This is a genomic window from Rhizobium sp. P32RR-XVIII (assembly GCF_012641395.1).
Classification (GTDB): Bacteria; Pseudomonadota; Alphaproteobacteria; order Rhizobiales; family Rhizobiaceae; genus Rhizobium.
In genome coordinates, this window is sequence record NZ_JABAIH010000002.1 from 31,185 (window position 1) to 48,574 (window position 17,390).

Here is a 17,390-nt window from a genome sequence, read left to right on the forward strand (position 1 = left end):
GCTGATAAGGATTTGCGGACAATGATGCGAGGCACGCTGGCGGAGCTGGAAGCGGTGGTGACGGTCGCGGCGCGCGGCGGCTTCCGGGCGGCAGCCCGCGAACTCGGCATTTCCTCCTCGGCGCTCAGCCAGCAGGTCGCCGCGCTCGAAGCCCGGCTCGGTGTGCGCCTCTTCAATCGCACGACCCGCAGCGTCACGCTGTCCTCGGCAGGCGAACAATTCGTGGCGGAAGTCACGCCGGCGCTGGCGGCTATCCGCAACGCCATCGACCTCACCGATGAGCACCGTTTGGAACCGTCGGGAACGCTGCGCCTCAACACCTCGATCGGCGCTGCGCGCATGATTCTCTCTCCGCTCGTGCTCGAATATCTGCGGCGCTATCCGCGCATGCAGGTGGAAATCGTCACCGAGGGGGCGCTGGTCGATATCAACGCCCAGGGCTTCGACGCCGGCTTGCGCCTGCTGGAGTCCGTGCCGCCGGACATGATCTCGGTCCCGGTCAGCCGGTTTATCCGCCCGGCAATCGTCGGCTCGCCCGGCTATTCTGAGGAAAAGAGCACGCCGCTCGTCCCCGCCGACCTGCAGTCCCACCGCTGCATCCGCGCCCGCATGGCAAGCGGTTCGATCTATCGCTGGGAGTTCGAAAAACGCGGCGAAGCCTTTACCATGGACGTGCCGGGGTCGCTGACGTTGGACGAAAGCGACCTGATGCTGCGGGCGGCGCGGGAAGGGGCAGGCCTTGCCTATCTCAACGAATGGCAGGTCGCGGACGACATTGCCGCGGGCCGCCTGATCCAGGTTCTGGCGGACTGGACGCCGCCCTATCCGGGCCTTTGCCTCTATTATCCCGGCCGCCGCCATATCCCGGCAAAGCTGCGCGCCTTCGTCGACCTCATCAAGGAGGTGAGGCAGGATTGATAAGGCCGATAGCCGCTTAGTGCCCGTCCTTTTTCGTTGCCTCGCCGATCGCGTGCCATTTCCGGCCGTCGCGCTCGATGAGTTCATCGGCGCAAGTCGGTCCCGTGCTGCCCGGCGCGTAGAGCTCCGGCGTCTTGCCGTCCTTCGCCCAGATGTCGAGGAAGGGCTGTACGGCCGCCCAGCCGGCCTCAATGCCGTCGGCGCGCTGGAACAGCGTCTGGTCGCCGATGAAGAGGTCGTAGAGGAGCGATTCGTAGCCGGTCATCTTGCCGATGTCGAACTTGTCGGCATAGCGGAAGTCGAGCGACACCGGCACCGTTTCGACGGAAAGTCCCGGCGACTTGATGGAGATCTCTATGCTCATGCCCTCGTCGGGCTGCACCTGGATGATCAGCCGGTTCGGTGGAAGGTTATACCGCACGTCCGTTTCGCGGAACTGCGTGAAGGGCACCGGCTGAAATTGGACGACGATCTCGGTATCGCGTGCCGTGAGCGCCTTGCCGGTCCTGAGATAGAAGGGAACGCCAGCCCAGCGCCATGTGTCGGCGTAAAGCTTCAGCGCGACGAAGGTCTCCGTCCGGCTGTCTGGCGCCACGTCCTTCGTTTCCCGGAAGGCCGGAAGCTCGGCGCCGTTGAGCGTGCCCGCCCCATAGGCGCCGCGCACCGCATGCGCCTCGGCCTCCTCGGGCGTAAAGATGCGCAGCGCCTTCAGCACCTTGCTCTTCTCGTTGCGGATCTCCTCGGCGTCGAAACCGTTCGGCGGCTCCATGGCGATCATTGCAAGAAGCTGGAACAGGTGGTTGGGGATCATGTCGCGCAGCGCGCCGGTGGCGTCGTAGAATTTGCCGCGCGTGCCGACGTCGACGATCTCGGCGGCGGTGATCTGCACATGGTCGATATAGCGGCTGTTCCATAGCGACTCGATAATCATGTTGGCGAAGCGCGCCGTCAGAATGTTCTGTACGGTTTCCTTGCCGAGGAAATGATCGAGCCTGTAAACTTGGCTTTCCGCGACCTTGCACAGGATCTGAGCGTTCAGCGCCGTCGCCGAGGCGAGGTCGGTTCCGAACGGCTTCTCGATGGCGATGCGGCGGAAGGCGTTTTCGCTCTCATCGGTCAGCCCATGTTCCGCGAGCTTCTCGATAATCGGGCCAAAGAAAGCCGGCGGCACGGCGAGATAGAAAGCTGCATTGCCGCTCAGCCGCCTGCCGATTTCCAGATAGACGTCGTCCCCGGTGAAATCGCCCGAAAAATAGCTGATCCGCTGCCTCAGTCCTTTCCAGGCCGCATCCGTGGCGAGTGGTTCACCGTCGCCAAGACCAGACAGAAAATCGTCCAGCCGGTCGCGAAGCATCTCGTCGCCGCCCGGTTCCACGGCGACACCGAGGATCTGCAGGTCGTCGCCGATCATGCCGCCGCGGGTGAGATTGATGAGGGCCGGAATAAGAAGCCGCCGCGTCAGATCGCCGGTAGCACCGAAGATGACGAGAGTCGTAGGCGGTGTAGGCTGAGCAAAGGGCATTGTGGATCGCGCTCCGTGATTATCCCGCCGGATAATAAAGCGGCTGCGCAGTACCTCAAGCGTCGGGTTGATCATTTTGCGGTGCACAGGAGTGGCACTATAAAATGTCGGGTTAGCATGATAGGATTAAATCCTACTCAGGAAGGATCGATCATGCGAACCACTCAGCCGCTGAGCATTACGCTTCCCGTCGAAATGGCAAAGATGGTGAAGGACAAGGTTGCCTCAGGCGAATACGCCAGCGAAAGCGAAGTCATCCGCGATGGCCTTCGGGCTCTTGCGGCTCAGGATGCTGCGATCGAGAAATGGCTCCGCGAAGAAGTCGTACCGACGATAAAGGCCCTCGACGCCGATCCCAGCCGGGCCATCCCCGTAAAGGAAGCGCGCAGGCGGATTCAAGCATTTATGGACGCCCATAAAGTCGAAAAGCCCAAGCGCGGATGAAATACACCGTTGTTTTCGACGCTGCGGCCGAATCGGATCTGCAAGAGATCTACCTTTACCTTCTCCCGGAAGCTGGAGAGCGCATCGCTACTCGATGTATTGATGGCATCATCGACTATTGCGAATCCTTCGAAACCTTTCCTGAGCGCGGTGCACGCCTGAATCATATCTTTCCGGGCCTGCGGATTATCGGCTTTAGGCGAAAGGCAACAATCGCCTTTCGCATTAACGGAGATATCGTGACGATTCTGCGCGTATTCCATGCAGGCAGAAACGTCACTTTCGATACGGCAGACGACGACTAGCTCAAGCCTTCACGGCCACCATGAACAGCCGCGGAAAGCGCAGCAGAACGCGGCCGTCGGCCATCTTCGGGTAGGCTTTCTCGACGCGCGAAAGATAGTCCGCCAGAAACGCCTCGCGGTGTTCTTCGCCGGCAGTGGCGAGGTAGGGCATCAGCCCCGTTCCCTTCACCCATTCGACGATCGCGGCGGCATCGGCCATGGGGTGATTGTAGATCGCATGCCAGACATCGACGCGCGAGGATTTGCCGATCAGGCGGCTATAATAGGTCGAGGCCGGGGGCAGAGTATTGCGCCGCGCGCTCTTCTGCTCGAATGCGGCCTTCCATGGCCCGGCATGTGCCGTCTCCTCCATCGCAAGATGCGTCGGCTCGCCGAGGTTGTCGGGCATCTGCACCGCGAGGACGCCTCCCTCGGAGAGGCCGTCCATCAAGCGCTCGAAGATGTCGAGATGGTTGGGCAGCCACTGGAACACGGCATTGGCAAAAAGCAGATCGGCGGGCTTGTCCGGCTGCCAGGTCGCAAGGTCGGCCTCGGTGAAGCTCGTGTCCGGCAGCCGCTTGCGCGCGGCCTCCAGCATATTGCGGTCGCTGTCGAGGCCGGAAACGGCTTGCCGGCCGTAACGGTCGATGATGAGTTCGGTGGAATTTCCCGGCCCGCAGCCGAGATCGATCGCTTTGGCGACCCGCTCCAGCGGCACCTGCGCCAGAAGATCGCGCACCGGACGCGTGCGCTCATCCTCGAACTTCACATACTGGCTTGCGGACCACGCCATGGGCACTTCCTCGTTTTCTGCAATACCGCCATCACGAAGGCCACCTTCAGGCCCGTCTCGGCGAAGGTCTTCACACTGGAGTCGGAGACTGGCGTCCCTTTGATTCTTTTTCTTGCGGCAACGCCGCGTTAGACCTTCGCGTCTGGTTTGGCAACGGCCGAGATGTCGCGGACGACTGTCGCGAAGCGGTCGGCAATCTCGGCGAGCGCCGTGCGGTGGACGACGTCGGCCGGAATGATGCCGCCGAGTGGATCGGGCAGGTCGCGGGTGGCCGTGGCCGATGCGATGACCGTCGCCTTAAGACCGAGGTCGAGCGCAGCACGCGCCGTCGCGCTGATGCACATATGCGTCATGAAACCCGCGAGGATGATGTCGGTGCGGCTTGTCTCAGCGGCGATGGCCGAAAGCTCGGCCTTGAGGCTCGTACCGGCAAAGGCATTCGGCAGCGTTTTCGGGACGATCCTTTCGCCTTCGGCGGGTCGGAGTGCCGGGATGATTTCGGCGCCATGCGAGCCCGCGGCAAAGAGCCTGCTGTCGGGAGCCGAGTGATGGACGATATGGATGACCGGTACGCCATCGATACGCGCAGCCTCCAGTAGGCGGCTGATTTCGCCCACGGCCCCGCCGACACCATGGAGCGGCAGATTGCCGTCGACATATTCGTTCTGGGCGTCGATGACGACGATGACGGACTTCGTCCAGTCGGTGATTTTTGCGGCGGCACCAGCATGCTGCAGAAGGGTGAGGGGAGCCATGTGTTCATCTCCTGTTTGAGCGACAGCGCATGATCTAGCGTCTTCCCGATTGCGCGAAAATTCGCTATTCACGCTCAATGGCTGAGCAAAAACGCACAGATGTCGACTGGGAAGATCTCCGCTTTTTCACAGCCCTGGCGCGGCATGGCAGCCTTTCGGCCGCTGCTCGGGCGCTGAAAGTCAACCACGCAACGGTGGCTAGGCGGATGTCGGCCCTCGAGGCAGTACTTGGCGTCCAGCTCTTCGAACGCCGCCCCGACGGTTATGCGCTCACGGCTCATGGCCAGTCGATCGCCACGGAGACGACCGCCATGGCAGAGGCGGCTTCGGCGATCCGCGACCGCGTGGCCTCGCCGGAAGGGCCGAGCGGCAGGGTGCGTATCACCACCACCCGCTCCATCGCCGATCTTGTCCTGGCGCCGCGGCTCACCGATCTCCTTAGCCGGCTTCCTGCGGTAGAGCTCGAAATCATCACCGATGTGCGGGTGCAGAGCCTTGCGCATCGGGAAGCCGACATTGCCCTTCGTCTCGGCCGTCCGAAGGACAGCGAGCTGACCGGTAAGCGCGTCGCAGTAGTCTCGCACGCCTTCTTCGCCAATGAAGATGTGGCCCGGTGCTTCCAGGCGGGAGAGGATATTCCGCTCATCGGCTACGACCTCAACAGCGATCTCTTCATTGCCGAGGCGCGCTGGCTCGAGGCGCATCATGCGCATCGTGCCTATTCGGTGCGTTCCGGCAGCTCCGTCACGCAGGCCATTGCCGCGGTCAGCGGTCTTGGCATCGCCATGCTGCCGCGCTTCCTGGCACGGCAGTACCCATCGCTCCGAGAGGTCGCCTTCGGGGACGTGCTGCCTGACCGCGAACTCTGGATGCTCGCTCCGCCGAGCCTTCTGGACGTGCCGCGGGTCCGGGCCATATGGGAACGGCTATCTGCTCTGTTTCTCGACACCGAACACCGATAACTAGGGTTTCTCCGCCAAGATCTTCTTCGCAACAGCCTCGAGCACCGCACCGTTCTGATTGATAAACCGCTGCGCCACCGTTTTCAGCTGCAGGATATTGGTGGCGCTGGCATCGTCCAGGTCGTCGCTCGCTCCGTCGAGCTTTCCGTCGATGCGGAAATAATTGAGCGTGTCAGGCTTGGCGAAGCTCATGTCGGTCGCGCCCTGACTATTCAGCTTGGCGCCCTTCGGGTTCAGGAGCTTGTTTGCCTGGTAGGCGGCGGTGCTTGACTGTCCCTGCATGAGCACGGAGATCAGCGGCGTGCCGTTCTGCGGGTTGATCCAGCCGAAGGCGCCCCAATCCTTGGCTTGCTGGTAGGGGATCTTGCGGTTCTGCTGGCCGGTGCCGAGCGAAAGCACGACGAAGCTGTCGCTTGCCGCCTGCCAGAGCTTGCGCGCCTCGACATAGGCGGCCAGCACCGGGTCGTTGGCGAACACGCCGCCGTCGATCAGCGGGATCTTTCTGAGCTCGTCGTTTGGCGGCCTGCCGAGGTTTTCGATGAGCGCCGGTTCGAAATAGGTGGGCGCGGCGGAGGAACCACGAGCCGCTTCCCAGAAGCGGAACATGGCGTACTCGTCGTCGCAATTGGTGATGAACACGGCTTCGCGCTGCTCGATGTCGTAACCGGTGATCACCACCTTCGTCAGCCCGTCGGCGACCAGCGTGTTGGCGCCAAGACGGGCCTGAAGCTTCTGTTCCAGAGGTGTGGCGTTGTAGCGCTCCTCCTGCCAGCCGCCGATGTTGATGAGCCGGGAAATCAGCTTGGAATGGAAGATGTCCTGGCCCTCGTCGGCATAGAGCTTGACGAGATCGGCCGGCGTGCAGGCGGCCTTCTTCTTGCTCCTGGGGCTGGGGCAGGTGAGTCCCGCGGCAATGATCGCACCGGTCGAGGTGCCGCCGATGAGATCGAACGCCTGATGCATCGGCAGGCCGGGCAGGCGCTTGGCGAAGTCCTCGATGATCATTGCGGGAATGAGGCCGCGGATGCCGCCGCCATCGATCGAGAGAATGAAACGAATGGCCATGTTTCTCTCCACGCCGGAGTCATTCCGGCGCGGAATTATGGATCATGCCCGACCAATTGCAACCGGATGGAATGCACCAATAAATGGCTAGAACCGCGTAATGACGCTGATGCCCGTTCCCTCGGCCTTGTCCATCGCCATCAGCGCCGGCACTGCCTCTTCCAGGCTGATCGTCCGGCCGATCAGCTTCTGCGGCGCGATCTTGCCGGTTGAAAGCATGGAGAGCATGGCGTCGTAGCGCCAGGCCTGCATGCCGTGGCTGCCGTAGACCTCCAGCTCGCGGCTGATCACCTCGGCCATCGGCACCTGCGGCGTCGCATATTCGCCGAGCATCAGGCCGATCTGCACGTGACGGCCGCGGCGGCGGAGATTCCGGATCGAGTTGAAGCAGGTGACGGGATGGCCGAGCGCGTCGATCGAGACATGCGCGCCGCCCTTGGTGATTTCGCGCACCGCTTCCGCCACGTCGCCGGCAACCGCCGCATTGATCGTCGCCACGGCCCCGCATTCGCGCGCAAAGGCTAGCTTCTCGTCGGAAATGTCGATGGCGATCGGATTTGCGCCGAGCGCGCTGGCGATCATGATTGCCGAGAGGCCGACGCCGCCCGCACCATGGATGGCGATCCACTCGCCGGGTCCGGTTCGCGCCCGGTCGACAACGGCGCGGAACGACGTGGCGAAGCGGCAACCCATGCTGGCCGCCGTCGCATCGTCGACGCTGTCCGGCAGGTGCACGAGATTGGTGTCGGCGTAGTCGATCGCGACATATTCCGCAAAGGAGCCCCAGTGCGTGAAACCGGGCTGGAACTGGTTCGGGCAGACCTGCTGGTTGCCCGAATGGCATTCGCTGCAATGGCCGCAGCCGGAAACGAAGGGCACGGTCACCCGGTCGCCGATCTTGAAGCGCATCACGCCCTTGCCGGTGGCGACGATCTTTCCTGCAAGCTCATGCCCCGGAACATGCGGCAGGCGGATGTCCGGATCGTGTCCCATCCAGCCGTGCCAGTCGCTACGGCAAAGTCCGGTCGCGCCGATGGCGATAACGACGCCGTCTTCGCTGGGCGTCGGGTCGGGCAGGGTGCGGATTTCAGGCGTCTGCTCGAAGGCTTCGTAATACATGGCTTTCATTTGGCGGCCTCCACTGCTTCGTTCTGTGATTTGGCCACTATGATGCCACGCGCAAGCTTGGCGCTCCAACACTCCGTTCGATCATTTTTGCTTATGCACCCATCGCTTGGGCACAAGTACTCGCGCATGATTGTTGCGGTATTATGCGTGGTTCCGGCACTTTTCTTGCGTCCCGATTTAGCGGCGGAATTTCTGCTTGACCGTGCTTGCGGGGAGGGATTTTGCTTATCCGGCTTTGCTAGGAGAAGAGATCATGCCCGTCGATACATCGCCCCGCTCGACCACCTGGACTTATGTCGATGGCGAGTGGCTCCCCGGCAATCCACCTTTGATCGGCCCGACCTCGCATGCCATGTGGCTCGCTTCCACGGTTTTCGACGGCGCCCGCTGGTTCGACGGCATTGCGCCGGATCTCGACCTGCACTGCCAGCGCGTCAACCGCTCGGCCGTCACAATGGGGCTGAAGCCCCTCAAGACCGCCGAGGAGATCGAAGCGCTCGCCTGGGAAGGCGTCAAGAAGTTCGACGGCAAGACGCCGATCTATATCAAGCCGATGTACTGGGGCGAACACGGTTCGCGGGGCAGCGTCGTTGCCGTCGATGGCGAATCGACCCGCTTTGTGCTCTGCCTCTTCGAGGCGCCGATGGGCGGCCACGGTGGTTCGTCGCTGACGGTATCGCCCTACCGCCGCCCGTCTCCGGAAACGGCGATGACGGACGCCAAGGCGGGCTCGCTCTATCCGAACAGCGGCCGTGCGATCGCCGAAGCCCAAAGCCGCGGCTTCGACAATGCCCTGATGCGCGACATGAACGGCAATGTTGTCGAAACGGCATCCTCCAACGTCTTCATGGTGAAGGACGGGGTCGTCTATACGCCGGTCGCCAACCGCACCTTCCTCGCCGGCATTACCCGCGCCCGCGTCATGGGGCTGCTGCGCCAGGCAGGCTTCGATGTGCGCGAAGTCACGCTTTCGGTGGAAGACTTCATGAATGCCGACGAAATATTCACGAGCGGCAACTACTCGAAGGTCGTCGGCGTCAACCGCCTCGACGATCGCAATTTGCAGGAGGGTCCGATTACCCGCAAGGCGCTCGATCTCTACATGGACTGGGCCTACGGGCGCAGTGGCAGCAGCGAATAGGCGTCCGCGCCAGGGGAAAAGGAACTCTGCGATCCGACCTGGATTGGCGGCATTTGCGGCCCGGATATTCCCCGGTGTCGTGCGCCTATGCTATAGTGCAGAAGTCAGGATCCAAGCCCGACAGGTCCATGAGGTCTGCCTTGGGGTCGTAGCTCAGCTGGGAGAGCGCCGCAATCGCACTGCGGAGGTCGGCGGTTCGAGCCCGCTCGACTCCACCAAGACAGCTCGCCCGGCGGCCCGGGTCGCCCCTTGACGGCCGCCAAACGCTATCGAGACCGCGAGCCGAATGTCAGGATCACGGCTTGTCCGAGTTCCTCGGCCGGACCAACCACGCAAAGGCGGCGCCCGACATCAGCAGCACGCAGGTGCCGAGAAACACCGCCCGCATGCCGATATGGCCGCCGACGAAGCCGCCGAGCACGGGACCGGCGACCTGGCCGACATATTGCGAGGAGACCGACAGACCGAGGATGCCGCCTGCCGCGCTGTCCGGTACGCTGTGGCGGATCACCGCCGAAATGCAGGGCAGCAGCCCGCCGAGCGCAATTCCCATCAGGAAACGGAGGGCAATCAGCTGCCATGACTCGGTGACGAAAGCCTGCGGGATCAAGAGCAGCGCCGCGACGGCAAGCGCGCCCGCAATCACCGGCCAGTGGCCAATGCGGTCGGCGAGCTTGCCGAGGCGCGATGCCGAAAGAATGCTGCCGAGCGCCGCCGCCGACATGACGATGCCGGCGATCATCGTCACCCGTGCCTGATCCTCGACGAGATCAGCGACATAGACGGTGATGATCGGCTCGATCGACATGTTGGCGAGCATCAGGAGCAGGCCGGTCAGCAGCATCGCGATGACCGGGCCCTTGTCGGGGATCGAGGCCCAGCCGCCGCTTGCCTTCGCCGCCTTTTTGCGGGCAGGGGACTTCTCTTCCTTGATCAGGAAGGTCGTCGCCAGGAAGGCGAGGAAGATGATGCCGCCTGCGGCGAGAAACGTGCCGCGGATGCCGATGATGGGCGGCAGCGCGCCGCCGATCAGCGGCCCGACGAGGTTGCCCGCCATGATGCCCGAAGAGAGCATGCCGAGTGCCCAGGCCGAGCGGTCCTTCGGCGTCTGCGTGGCGACCAGCACCATGGAGCCGGAGGAATAGCCGCCCGCGAGCCCGACGAAGAGGCGCAGCGCCACCAGCTGCCAGATACTGCCTGCCATGCCCATCAGCGAGATCGCGATCGTCATGCCGAGGCTGGCGCGCACCAGCATCAGCTTGCGCCCGTAGATGTCTCCGAGGCGCCCCCAGAGCGGTGCCACGAAGGCGGCGGCAAAGAAGGTCGCGCCATAGGCGATGCCCGACCACTGCACGATCGCGGCATGATCGCTGACGCCGAGTTCCTCGACATAGAGCGGAAGGAAGGGAAGGAGCAGCGTCATCGCCACGATGGTGGTGAAGGAGCCGATCAGCGAGATCGTCAGGTTTCGTTTCCAGTAGGCTGACCCGGCCGCTGCATCCGCTGCGTCCATCGGGGTGTCGGTCATATCAGGGATCTCTGTGCGATATCGTCGTCTTGGGGAGGGGCCAACCTACGCCCCGCTTTACTTGGTGCCAAGGCCGGATCGGGCCGGAACCGTTCGGCGATTTGCGCCTGTTGTCATTTTCTGTTATAAACTGATTGTAGTTTGCAATCGGATTTCAGCAGGAGAACTGCGATGACCGCAACGAAAACCCGCGAAGAAACCCTCCGCGCCCTCTACGCCGCCTATATCGACAGGCGCAAGGACCTCGTTGGAGCCATGCTGACCGAGGATTTCACTTTCTCGAGCCCACGGGACGATTACATCGATCGCGCCACCTATTTCGAGCGGTGCTGGCCGAATGAGCCGCAGCTGAAAGCCTTCGATATCGAGTTCCTGGCGGTCCAGGGTGATGAAGCAGTGGTTCGCTATCGTGCCGTGCTGCAGGACGGCAAAAGCTTCCGCAACATCGAGAGCTTTCGCTTCGCCGGTGACAGGATCAGATCGGTCGATGTCTATTTCGGGCGCGAAGCGTAGTTCACCCTGCGCGGGTTCAAGATCAAGGCGCGGCCGCTTTTCCTGGGGCGAAAGGGAGCCGGAGCCTACCGCTTGTCTCTTCTCCCCGTCGGGGAGAAGTGCCGGAGCGATAGCGAGGCGATGAGGGGGTAAGCGAACGTGGCCTCTGCCGCGCCGTCCCCCTCATCCGGCCCTTCGGGCCACCTTCTCCCCGCTGGGGAGAAGAGGGAGCAAACCGCTTGCGCCACGTCCCCCTCTCCCCGAGGGGAGAGGGCAGGGTGAGGGGGCACCCGGGTCCGGATCAAACGAAACGGAACTGCGTCCTCCGCCTACCCCTCGACAACAATCTCGTCGGCCGAGCGCTTCGTCGGGCCGTGATAGACGGCCTCGATATTGTTGCCGTCGGGGTCGAGCAGGAAGCAGGCATAATAGCCGGGATGGTAATTGCGCTCGCCCGGCACGCCATTGTCTCGCCCGCCATGGGCGAGGCCCGCTTCGTAAAAACGCTCCACTGCATCATGATCGGCGGCCTGGAAGGCGAGGTGTACCCGGCTTTCGTAGCGATCGGCGGCATCGACATAAAGCTCGTCGGAAGCGAAGAAGTCTTCGCCTTCATGGGTGAAGCGGCGGCCGAGCGCGCCGAGCACCGCCTGGTAGAATTCCCGGCTTGCGTCGAGGTCGCGCACGCGCAGGTGCACATGGTCGATCAGCCGCCCTTGATGAAACTCCATCGCTGCCTCCTAAAGCATGTCTCCCGAAGGCTGGAACCGGTTTCGGCGAAAGACATGCGTGAAAACAAAGAAAAAAGCGCCAGGCGAATCTGAGGATCGCGACGTGCTTTAGAGGAACCGGATCGCCGAAGTCGAGATGATGATGATCGAGACGGCGACCATCAAGGGTCTGACCGGCAGACGCTTGACGAGGACGGCGCCGAGCGGGGCGGCGATCACCCCGCCGACGATGAGGCCGATTGCCGCGTGGAGTTCCGACCAGCCGAGCGTCAGAACGAAGGTGAGCGAGATGACCAGTGTCACCGCGAATTCAGTGAGGTTCGTGGAGCCGATCACCTTCTTCGGATCGTGCCCGCGGCCCACCAGCGAACTGGTGACGATCGGCCCCCAGCCTCCGCCGCCGACGGCATCGAGCACACCGCCGCAAAGCCCGATGGGCGGCACGGCCCAGTCCCTGACGTCGCGCGGCCAGAGCGGTCGGAACGCCTTGAAGAGAATGACGAAACCAACAGCGATCAGATAGGCTGAAACGAAGGGCTTGATCACCTCGCCATCGGCATTGGCGAGGATATAGGCCCCAACCGCCCCGCCGACCATCCCGGCCGGCGCCAGCCGCACCACCAGCTTCCAATCGACATTGCGCTGATAGACATGCGATGCGCCCGACGCAACCGTCGTGAACAGCTCCGCCACATGCGTCATCGCGCTGGCATTGGCAGCCGGCACGCCGAGCGCGAGCAGGCTCGTGGTCGACAGTACCCCGAAGGCCATGCCGAGCGCGCCATCGATGATTTGCGCGCAGAAGCCGACCAGCACGAAGAAGAGAAAATCAAGCGTCATCGAAAAATCCCCCGGACCGGCGGCCTGCGAAAGAACGAGCGGCGGGCGGGGAAAGTTCCGAGACTTTGGCGATGAGCGGTCCGAGGAAAGTTTCTTCCGAGGGGTTCGACGCCAGCCCCGTGTTCCCTTTCGGGAAAATCACGTGAACTTAACCATATCGCTTAGGCTTTCGTTCATCCTCTCGCATCAGTTTGCGCCTCGGGCGGCTGGGAACCAACCTTTGAGGATCGGAAGCTATGACCTATGCATTCGTGCTTTTCTCGGCCGTAACCGCGATCGTCGTCTCGATAGCCGCGGCCGGCAGTCAGCCTGCGCCCCAGTCGAACTGGCCGGAAATCCAGCTGGCAAAGACCTCGCGTCTCGCGCCCGTGCGCGGGAATTGATGAACGGATGGTTCATCATCGGTTCAGGCCCGGCGGCTAAATCTCGCTTCGGCTGGATTTATTGGAGACTCGCAATGAAGATCATTTCGCTGGCTGCAGCGCTCGTTATCGGGGGCCTTTCGGTAGTATCCGCCGAAGCGATGCCGATGGCGCCGGTGCATGCCGATACCGCCGCCTCGTCCGCTGTCACCAAGGTCGATTATGCCTGCGGGCCGGGCTGGCGCCTGACGCGTTGGGGCGAATGCCGTCCTCGTTTCCACCGCCCGCCGCCGCGTTGGGGCTGGGAGCGCTCGCACTATCGCCGTGACTGGTACGGTGACAGGGGTCGCGGCTGGGGCCGCTACGACCGCCATGACCGCTATGACCGTTACGAACGCAGCAGCTTTTAAGCCAAGTTCCGATCGGTAACGCTGAGATTGACGAAGCCGGGACGACCTTTCGCCCCGGCTTTATTTTGCCTTGCTGGCGGCTATTTTTTCCGGTCCTGTCGCCAGCGCGAATTCCCGCATTTCCTCCGGCGTCAGATAATAGAGCCGGTCGGGCGGGGTCTCCATCGCATGCAGCCAGAGGCCCGGTTTGATGCCCATTTTGCCGAGATGGCGGGTAACGTCGGCCGTGGTGCGCTGCGCCTCCGACATGGCGCGCTCCGGCGACAGCTTGTCCCTGGAGCCGTTGAACACCTGGTGCACGCCGATGACCGCACCCTCCTCGGCCTCGCGCCTGACGCCGCCCGCCATGATGATCGGGCAGGAGGAGGCGCAGAGCGCGCCGTTTGCGACCCTCGTGCCGATGTTTCGTTCACGGATGAGCTTCGATATGGCAAGCGCGTCTCCCACCGAGCCGCCCGGCGAATCCAGCGAAACGGTCTTCACATATTCGCCGCGCGCTTCCAGCTCCTTTTCGAAGCGGCCCGCAGCGCCTGGCTCGATCGCCCCTTGCGCCAAGAGCACGCCGCCCGGCTGGAGCTCGAAGCGGATCGGCTGCTTGAGCAGATCGACGCCGGTCTTGATCTCGGATGGCGCAGCCTGCGGCCCGCCCTCGGTCAGCGCCGGCGGCAGCACGGGCGTGGTCTGCGGCTGCGCCGGATCGAAGCCGGGCAGCCCGGCGTTGGCCGCGCTGATCTCCCGGAAATCGATCGCCAGAAAGACCACCGACGCGGCGAGCAGGCCATGAAAGGCGAGGCGCAGCAGCGTCGCGTCATCGGTCGAAAGCGCGGCATCCTTCAGCCGGTGCCCTGCGGTTGCGAGCTTCATGTCTGCGGCCCCTTGCGCGGCGCCTTGCCGGTCATGTCGAAGCTTGCGATGTTCGAAGGCTCCGTTTCATCCGCAACTTCGGCCGCTTTCGAGGGCGCGGCCGCCTCGGCGCTGGCAACCGCCGCTTCGATATCGATCCCGCGTGCCTGAAGCGCACGCTGCACCTCGATCGCATCGAGCAGTTCCGCAGCCGTGATTCGCTCGGCAAACGGCAGCCTCTGTTCCTGGCGGCGCAGCGCTCCATGCGCGACCGACAGCATGAAGATCAGCACGGCGGGCAAGAGGTCGATCGAGATCGCGCCCGCCCAGCTCGGGATGAAGTCGGAAGCGTATCGCAGCACCGCCTCGGCCGAGGAGAGGGGCACGAAACGGCGCTCGGCGACCGGCTCGCGGGCGAGAATCTGGTCGGCGGCCTGCGACAGCACCTTGGATTGCGCCGCGACCGAAGAGCGGATCGTCTCCATCACCTGGTCCTGCCGGTTGACGAGATCGGCCTCGCGGCCGTCGGCAACGGGGGCGATGAAGCCGAGCGACAGGTCTTCCGCGGCGCGCTTCACCGAAGGCGCGATCGAGGTCTGCTCCAGCGAGGTGATGACCCCGGTAAGCCCGACGACTTCGGCAGCGAACTGGTCGGCGCGCGGATCGATCGCGCCGGGGGCGGAAACCAGCGTGCGCATGGTCGCCAGATGCGTGCGGCCCTCGTCAAAAAGCGAGGTGACGCGTTCGCGGGAGGTATTGATACCGTTTTCAAGCTCGGTCAGTTGCGAGGCCATCTGCGACAAGAGCTGCACGACGCTGCCGGCGCCGGTCGTGCCGGTCAGCGCGCCGGTTTCGCGCTCCTGGTCGGCCAGCCGCTCGAACCGCTCCTGGGTGCGCTGGATATCCGGCAGCAGGCTTTGTGCCGCAAGCGCGTTCTGATGCGCCCTGTCGAGATCGCCCGTATAGTCTTCCAGCGTCTCGGCAAGATGCTGTTCGAGGGCGGCGGAACCCGCAAGGGCTGCGGCGTTCAGCCAGCTTGCCATGGCGATGATCATCGCGCAGCCGAGCGCCATGATGCCCAGGAGCGCCGTGCGCGCCGCAACACTCGTCACATGCGGATAGAAGCGGGCGAGATAGGTCCAGAACGAATAGATCGCCACCGACACGGCGGCCGAATAGATCATCGCGGCAAAAAAGGTCGCCGTCGGCGACCCGTCGAGAATGCTGCGCACTCCGAGATAGGTATAGACGCCGGACGCAAGCGCCAGAACGGCGAGCGTGAAACGCGTCATTGTCTCCACGGCATCGATGCCGTCCTGCAAACGATGAGATGCCCCGAGCGCCATGGTCTCCTCCGCTGGTAACTTCTTAAGAAACCATTAAAATACCGGCGAAAACAAGGCCTGGAGGTGCAGCGGTTCGCTTACTCCGCGGTGGGCATACCCGGTCGCTCGCCACGCTCGTAAAGCGCAGCGTCTTCATCGGCCGCAACTGCGCCGTCATGCATGCGGAGCGACTTCTCGGAAATCTCGATGATCGGCGAAAAATGCGCTGCCGGCATCCGCGCGCTTTCCTGCTCCTCGAAAACGATGGGAGCTGCCGTCGCCCGCTCGCCGCGCGCCACCTCCAGCTGGCCGTTCAGGATCGCCCGCTCGGCACGCAGTTGGCGGATTTCCGATTTGGCGATCTCCAGGCTGGTGCGCAGCTGGCTGATCTCGTGGCGGTCGGAATCGATGCGCGTATCGAGATCGCGCTTGATGGCATCCGCCTCGCGGTCGCGGCGCGAGCGCAGGCTTTCGGTCTCGCGCAGCTTCACCGTCAGTTCGTTGTTGTAGGCGGCAAGTTCGCGGCGCGCCGTCTCGCTCTCGGTGCCGCTCATGCGGGCGCGGCGCAGCTCGTCCTCGACGCGCTCGGCGCGCGAAATCGTCGCCGCGAGTTCGGATTTCAGCCGCTTCATCTCGGCGCGCGCTGCCTGCAGCTCCTCGTCCGTCATCTTGTTGCGACCGTTGGAGGTGATGAGCAGCTTTTCGACGAGTTCCGCCTTGGAGCCGACGGCCTCGGTCTTGGTCGTCAGGTGGGCGATTTCGAGCGCCGAGGAGGTCTGCAACGTATGCAGCTCAACTTCGGCCCGCTTGTGGCGTTCCTCCACCAGCGACAGTTCCTGCTTCAGGTTGGCGACCGCCGTCTGCAGGTTGGCAACCAGCGCCTCCTGTTCCATCAGGCTTGCCTTCAGGTGGCCGCGCTCTTCCGTCAGGCGGGCGAGGTCTCGGGCCTGCATGGTGCTTTCACGGCGCGAGGTCTCGGCCAGAAGCTGATGGGCGGTCGTTTCCAGATCGAGCTTTTCGCGGGTCGCGGAAAGCTCGCGGCTGCGGCTGTCGAGCTCCTGCTGGGCGCGCTTCAGAAGCGTCGAGGCCTCGTCGTACTGCATCGCCCGCTCGGCGAGTTCGCCCTCGGCGTCGCGCAGGCGCATCTCGATGATGCTGAACTCCTCGCAGGTGACGCCATGGACATTCTGCAGCTTGGCGAATTCCTCGCGAATGGCATCGATCTCCGTGCGCAGCTGGGTGTTGGCCGTGCGGACGTCCTTGTTTTCGCCCGCCAGGCGGGCATTCTCCTGATCGGCCTTGCGGCGGGCGCCGCTTTCATAGTCCAGAAGCGAGCTGATCCGTGTGCATTCTGCCCTGAGCGCACCCGTCTCGTTCAACGACTGACCATGGGCACCGAGCAGCGTCGAGACCCGTTCCTGCAGCGAGGAGAGGCTGGCAAGCAGGTCCTGCGAATTCTGCTGGTTTTCTTCCAGAGCCGAGCCGAACGCCTCGAAATCGTTGATCTCCGGAACCTGGTAGGGCTGGGGCGCTGCCGCCTTCAGGCTCACCGGCTGTTCGGTTATCGAAATCTGACGATAGGCTGGGCTTGCTGCCTGCACCCCCGTCTTGCCGGTCTCTTCGCCGCGGCGGAAAAAACTCATGACCATCACTCGCGCCCCAAAAGTTCGATGTCAAAAAGCAGTTCAATTTATGAATTCACGCTAATTAAGTTGATCCTCTCAAAGGTTGCCCTAACGACCTTTGCCCGGATAACTTGTGGCGCATCTAACGCCACGAGATTAAGGCATGTCAAAACATCCTTCGATGAAATCAACAGCTTTTTGATGCGCAGGCGGGGCGGCGGC

The 17,390-nt window shown here is 63.2% G+C and carries 19 protein-coding genes and 1 tRNA gene; 9 read left to right on the forward strand and 11 right to left on the reverse strand.

Annotation, left to right across the window (positions count from 1 at the left end; all coding sequences use genetic code 11):
- The first annotated feature begins 24 nt into the window (after positions 1–24).
- Positions 25–918, forward strand: a complete 894-nt coding sequence (locus HGP14_RS05095; RefSeq protein ID WP_168829589.1) for a LysR family transcriptional regulator — start codon at positions 25–27, stop codon at positions 916–918.
- Between the two features lie 16 nt (positions 919–934).
- Here the strand turns inward: HGP14_RS05095 and zwf are convergent, their stop codons facing one another.
- Positions 935–2,440, reverse strand: coding sequence for a glucose-6-phosphate dehydrogenase (gene zwf / locus HGP14_RS05100; RefSeq protein WP_168828788.1), 1,506 nt, complete (start codon positions 2,438–2,440; stop codon positions 935–937).
- Positions 2,441–2,593: 153 nt separating this feature from the next.
- On the opposite strand from zwf, the gene HGP14_RS05105 reads away from it, so the two are divergent.
- Both HGP14_RS05105 and HGP14_RS05110 read left to right on the forward strand, forming a co-directional pair.
- The gene (locus HGP14_RS05105; RefSeq protein WP_168828789.1) at positions 2,594–2,884 is read left to right on the forward strand and encodes a type II toxin-antitoxin system ParD family antitoxin; all 291 of its coding nucleotides are present in this window, start codon (positions 2,594–2,596) and stop codon (positions 2,882–2,884) included.
- Positions 2,881–3,189 carry a type II toxin-antitoxin system RelE/ParE family toxin gene (locus tag HGP14_RS05110; RefSeq protein ID WP_168828790.1) on the forward strand — a complete coding sequence of 103 codons (309 nt, stop codon included), beginning with the start codon at positions 2,881–2,883 and terminating at the stop codon, positions 3,187–3,189. Before HGP14_RS05105 ends, HGP14_RS05110 begins: the two co-directional genes overlap by 4 nt.
- 1 nt (position 3,190) lies before the next feature.
- Here the strand turns inward: HGP14_RS05110 and tam are convergent, their stop codons facing one another.
- On the reverse strand, positions 3,191–3,961 hold the full coding sequence (gene tam, locus HGP14_RS05115; RefSeq protein WP_168828791.1) for a trans-aconitate 2-methyltransferase: 771 nt from the start codon (positions 3,959–3,961) through the stop codon (positions 3,191–3,193).
- A gap of 128 nt (positions 3,962–4,089) precedes the next feature.
- Positions 4,090–4,716 (reverse strand): cysteine hydrolase family protein, encoded by a 627-nt coding sequence (locus HGP14_RS05120; protein ID WP_168828792.1) that lies wholly within the window; start codon positions 4,714–4,716, stop codon positions 4,090–4,092.
- Between the two features lie 77 nt (positions 4,717–4,793).
- Between HGP14_RS05120 and HGP14_RS05125 the strand changes: the two genes are divergently transcribed.
- Complete coding sequence (locus tag HGP14_RS05125; RefSeq protein ID WP_168828793.1) at positions 4,794–5,678, forward strand: LysR family transcriptional regulator; 885 nt, start codon at positions 4,794–4,796, stop codon at positions 5,676–5,678.
- On the opposite strand, the gene HGP14_RS05130 is transcribed toward HGP14_RS05125, so the two are convergent.
- Both HGP14_RS05130 and HGP14_RS05135 read right to left on the reverse strand, forming a co-directional pair.
- Entirely contained in the window at positions 5,679–6,743 is a 1,065-nt protein-coding gene (locus HGP14_RS05130) for a patatin-like phospholipase family protein (protein WP_168828794.1), read from the reverse strand.
- 87 nt (positions 6,744–6,830) lie between these two features.
- Positions 6,831–7,871 (reverse strand): zinc-dependent alcohol dehydrogenase family protein, encoded by a 1,041-nt coding sequence (locus HGP14_RS05135; RefSeq protein WP_168828795.1) that lies wholly within the window; start codon positions 7,869–7,871, stop codon positions 6,831–6,833.
- 253 nt (positions 7,872–8,124) lie between these two features.
- Here HGP14_RS05135 and HGP14_RS05140 point away from each other — a divergent pair, with 253 nt between their 5' ends.
- Positions 8,125–9,012, forward strand: coding sequence for a branched-chain amino acid aminotransferase (locus tag HGP14_RS05140; RefSeq protein ID WP_168828796.1), 888 nt, complete (start codon positions 8,125–8,127; stop codon positions 9,010–9,012).
- A gap of 142 nt (positions 9,013–9,154) precedes the next feature.
- Positions 9,155–9,230 (forward strand) — tRNA-Ala (locus HGP14_RS05145).
- 77 nt (positions 9,231–9,307) lie between these two features.
- Here HGP14_RS05145 and HGP14_RS05150 read toward each other — a convergent pair.
- A complete protein-coding gene (locus HGP14_RS05150; RefSeq protein ID WP_168828797.1) occupies positions 9,308–10,540 on the reverse strand; it encodes an MFS transporter in 1,233 nt (410 codons plus the stop codon).
- 171 nt (positions 10,541–10,711) lie between these two features.
- Here HGP14_RS05150 and HGP14_RS05155 point away from each other — a divergent pair, with 171 nt between their 5' ends.
- The gene (locus tag HGP14_RS05155; protein ID WP_168828798.1) at positions 10,712–11,053 is read left to right on the forward strand and encodes a nuclear transport factor 2 family protein; all 342 of its coding nucleotides are present in this window, start codon (positions 10,712–10,714) and stop codon (positions 11,051–11,053) included.
- A gap of 308 nt (positions 11,054–11,361) precedes the next feature.
- On the opposite strand, the gene HGP14_RS05160 is transcribed toward HGP14_RS05155, so the two are convergent.
- Entirely contained in the window at positions 11,362–11,763 is a 402-nt protein-coding gene (locus HGP14_RS05160) for a VOC family protein (protein ID WP_168828799.1), read from the reverse strand.
- A 108-nt stretch (positions 11,764–11,871) separates the two neighbouring features.
- A complete protein-coding gene (locus HGP14_RS05165; RefSeq protein ID WP_168828800.1) occupies positions 11,872–12,603 on the reverse strand; it encodes a sulfite exporter TauE/SafE family protein in 732 nt (243 codons plus the stop codon).
- A gap of 236 nt (positions 12,604–12,839) precedes the next feature.
- Here HGP14_RS05165 and HGP14_RS05170 point away from each other — a divergent pair, with 236 nt between their 5' ends.
- Together HGP14_RS05170 and HGP14_RS05175 are read left to right on the forward strand one after the other, a co-directional pair.
- Positions 12,840–12,986 carry a hypothetical protein gene (locus tag HGP14_RS05170; protein ID WP_168828801.1) on the forward strand — a complete coding sequence of 49 codons (147 nt, stop codon included), beginning with the start codon at positions 12,840–12,842 and terminating at the stop codon, positions 12,984–12,986.
- A gap of 74 nt (positions 12,987–13,060) precedes the next feature.
- Positions 13,061–13,375 carry a DUF2613 domain-containing protein gene (locus HGP14_RS05175; RefSeq protein WP_168828802.1) on the forward strand — a complete coding sequence of 105 codons (315 nt, stop codon included), beginning with the start codon at positions 13,061–13,063 and terminating at the stop codon, positions 13,373–13,375.
- Between the two features lie 60 nt (positions 13,376–13,435).
- Here the strand turns inward: HGP14_RS05175 and HGP14_RS05180 are convergent, their stop codons facing one another.
- The 3 genes from HGP14_RS05180 to HGP14_RS05190 form a co-directional block, all read right to left on the reverse strand.
- The gene (locus HGP14_RS05180) at positions 13,436–14,239 is read right to left on the reverse strand and encodes a hypothetical protein (RefSeq protein ID WP_168828803.1); all 804 of its coding nucleotides are present in this window, start codon (positions 14,237–14,239) and stop codon (positions 13,436–13,438) included.
- The gene (locus tag HGP14_RS05185) at positions 14,236–15,564 is read right to left on the reverse strand and encodes a hypothetical protein (RefSeq protein ID WP_168828804.1); all 1,329 of its coding nucleotides are present in this window, start codon (positions 15,562–15,564) and stop codon (positions 14,236–14,238) included. The genes HGP14_RS05180 and HGP14_RS05185 overlap by 4 nt, the downstream gene beginning before the upstream one ends.
- A gap of 77 nt (positions 15,565–15,641) precedes the next feature.
- Complete coding sequence (locus HGP14_RS05190) at positions 15,642–17,186, reverse strand: hypothetical protein (protein WP_312862096.1); 1,545 nt, start codon at positions 17,184–17,186, stop codon at positions 15,642–15,644.
- Positions 17,187–17,390 lie beyond the last annotated feature (204 nt).

Bases quoted from the DNA above. Each gene is read 5' to 3' on its own strand.
- HGP14_RS05095 (WP_168829589.1), top strand. From the start codon at position 25: ATGCGAGGCACGCTGGCGGAGCTGGAAGCGGTGGTGACGGTCGCGGCG.
- zwf (WP_168828788.1), bottom strand. From the start codon at position 2,440: ATGCCCTTTGCTCAGCCTACACCGCCTACGACTCTCGTCATCTTCGGT.
- HGP14_RS05105 (WP_168828789.1), top strand. From the start codon at position 2,594: ATGCGAACCACTCAGCCGCTGAGCATTACGCTTCCCGTCGAAATGGCA.
- HGP14_RS05110 (WP_168828790.1), top strand. From the start codon at position 2,881: ATGAAATACACCGTTGTTTTCGACGCTGCGGCCGAATCGGATCTGCAA.
- tam (WP_168828791.1), bottom strand. From the start codon at position 3,961: ATGGCGTGGTCCGCAAGCCAGTATGTGAAGTTCGAGGATGAGCGCACG.
- HGP14_RS05120 (WP_168828792.1), bottom strand. From the start codon at position 4,716: ATGGCTCCCCTCACCCTTCTGCAGCATGCTGGTGCCGCCGCAAAAATC.
- HGP14_RS05125 (WP_168828793.1), top strand. From the start codon at position 4,794: ATGGCTGAGCAAAAACGCACAGATGTCGACTGGGAAGATCTCCGCTTT.
- HGP14_RS05130 (WP_168828794.1), bottom strand. From the start codon at position 6,743: ATGGCCATTCGTTTCATTCTCTCGATCGATGGCGGCGGCATCCGCGGC.
- HGP14_RS05135 (WP_168828795.1), bottom strand. From the start codon at position 7,871: ATGAAAGCCATGTATTACGAAGCCTTCGAGCAGACGCCTGAAATCCGC.
- HGP14_RS05140 (WP_168828796.1), top strand. From the start codon at position 8,125: ATGCCCGTCGATACATCGCCCCGCTCGACCACCTGGACTTATGTCGAT.
- HGP14_RS05150 (WP_168828797.1), bottom strand. From the start codon at position 10,540: ATGACCGACACCCCGATGGACGCAGCGGATGCAGCGGCCGGGTCAGCC.
- HGP14_RS05155 (WP_168828798.1), top strand. From the start codon at position 10,712: ATGACCGCAACGAAAACCCGCGAAGAAACCCTCCGCGCCCTCTACGCC.
- HGP14_RS05160 (WP_168828799.1), bottom strand. From the start codon at position 11,763: ATGGAGTTTCATCAAGGGCGGCTGATCGACCATGTGCACCTGCGCGTG.
- HGP14_RS05165 (WP_168828800.1), bottom strand. From the start codon at position 12,603: ATGACGCTTGATTTTCTCTTCTTCGTGCTGGTCGGCTTCTGCGCGCAA.
- HGP14_RS05170 (WP_168828801.1), top strand. From the start codon at position 12,840: ATGACCTATGCATTCGTGCTTTTCTCGGCCGTAACCGCGATCGTCGTC.
- HGP14_RS05175 (WP_168828802.1), top strand. From the start codon at position 13,061: ATGAAGATCATTTCGCTGGCTGCAGCGCTCGTTATCGGGGGCCTTTCG.
- HGP14_RS05180 (WP_168828803.1), bottom strand. From the start codon at position 14,239: ATGAAGCTCGCAACCGCAGGGCACCGGCTGAAGGATGCCGCGCTTTCG.
- HGP14_RS05185 (WP_168828804.1), bottom strand. From the start codon at position 15,564: ATGGCGCTCGGGGCATCTCATCGTTTGCAGGACGGCATCGATGCCGTG.
- HGP14_RS05190 (WP_312862096.1), bottom strand. From the start codon at position 17,186: ATGAGTTTTTTCCGCCGCGGCGAAGAGACCGGCAAGACGGGGGTGCAG.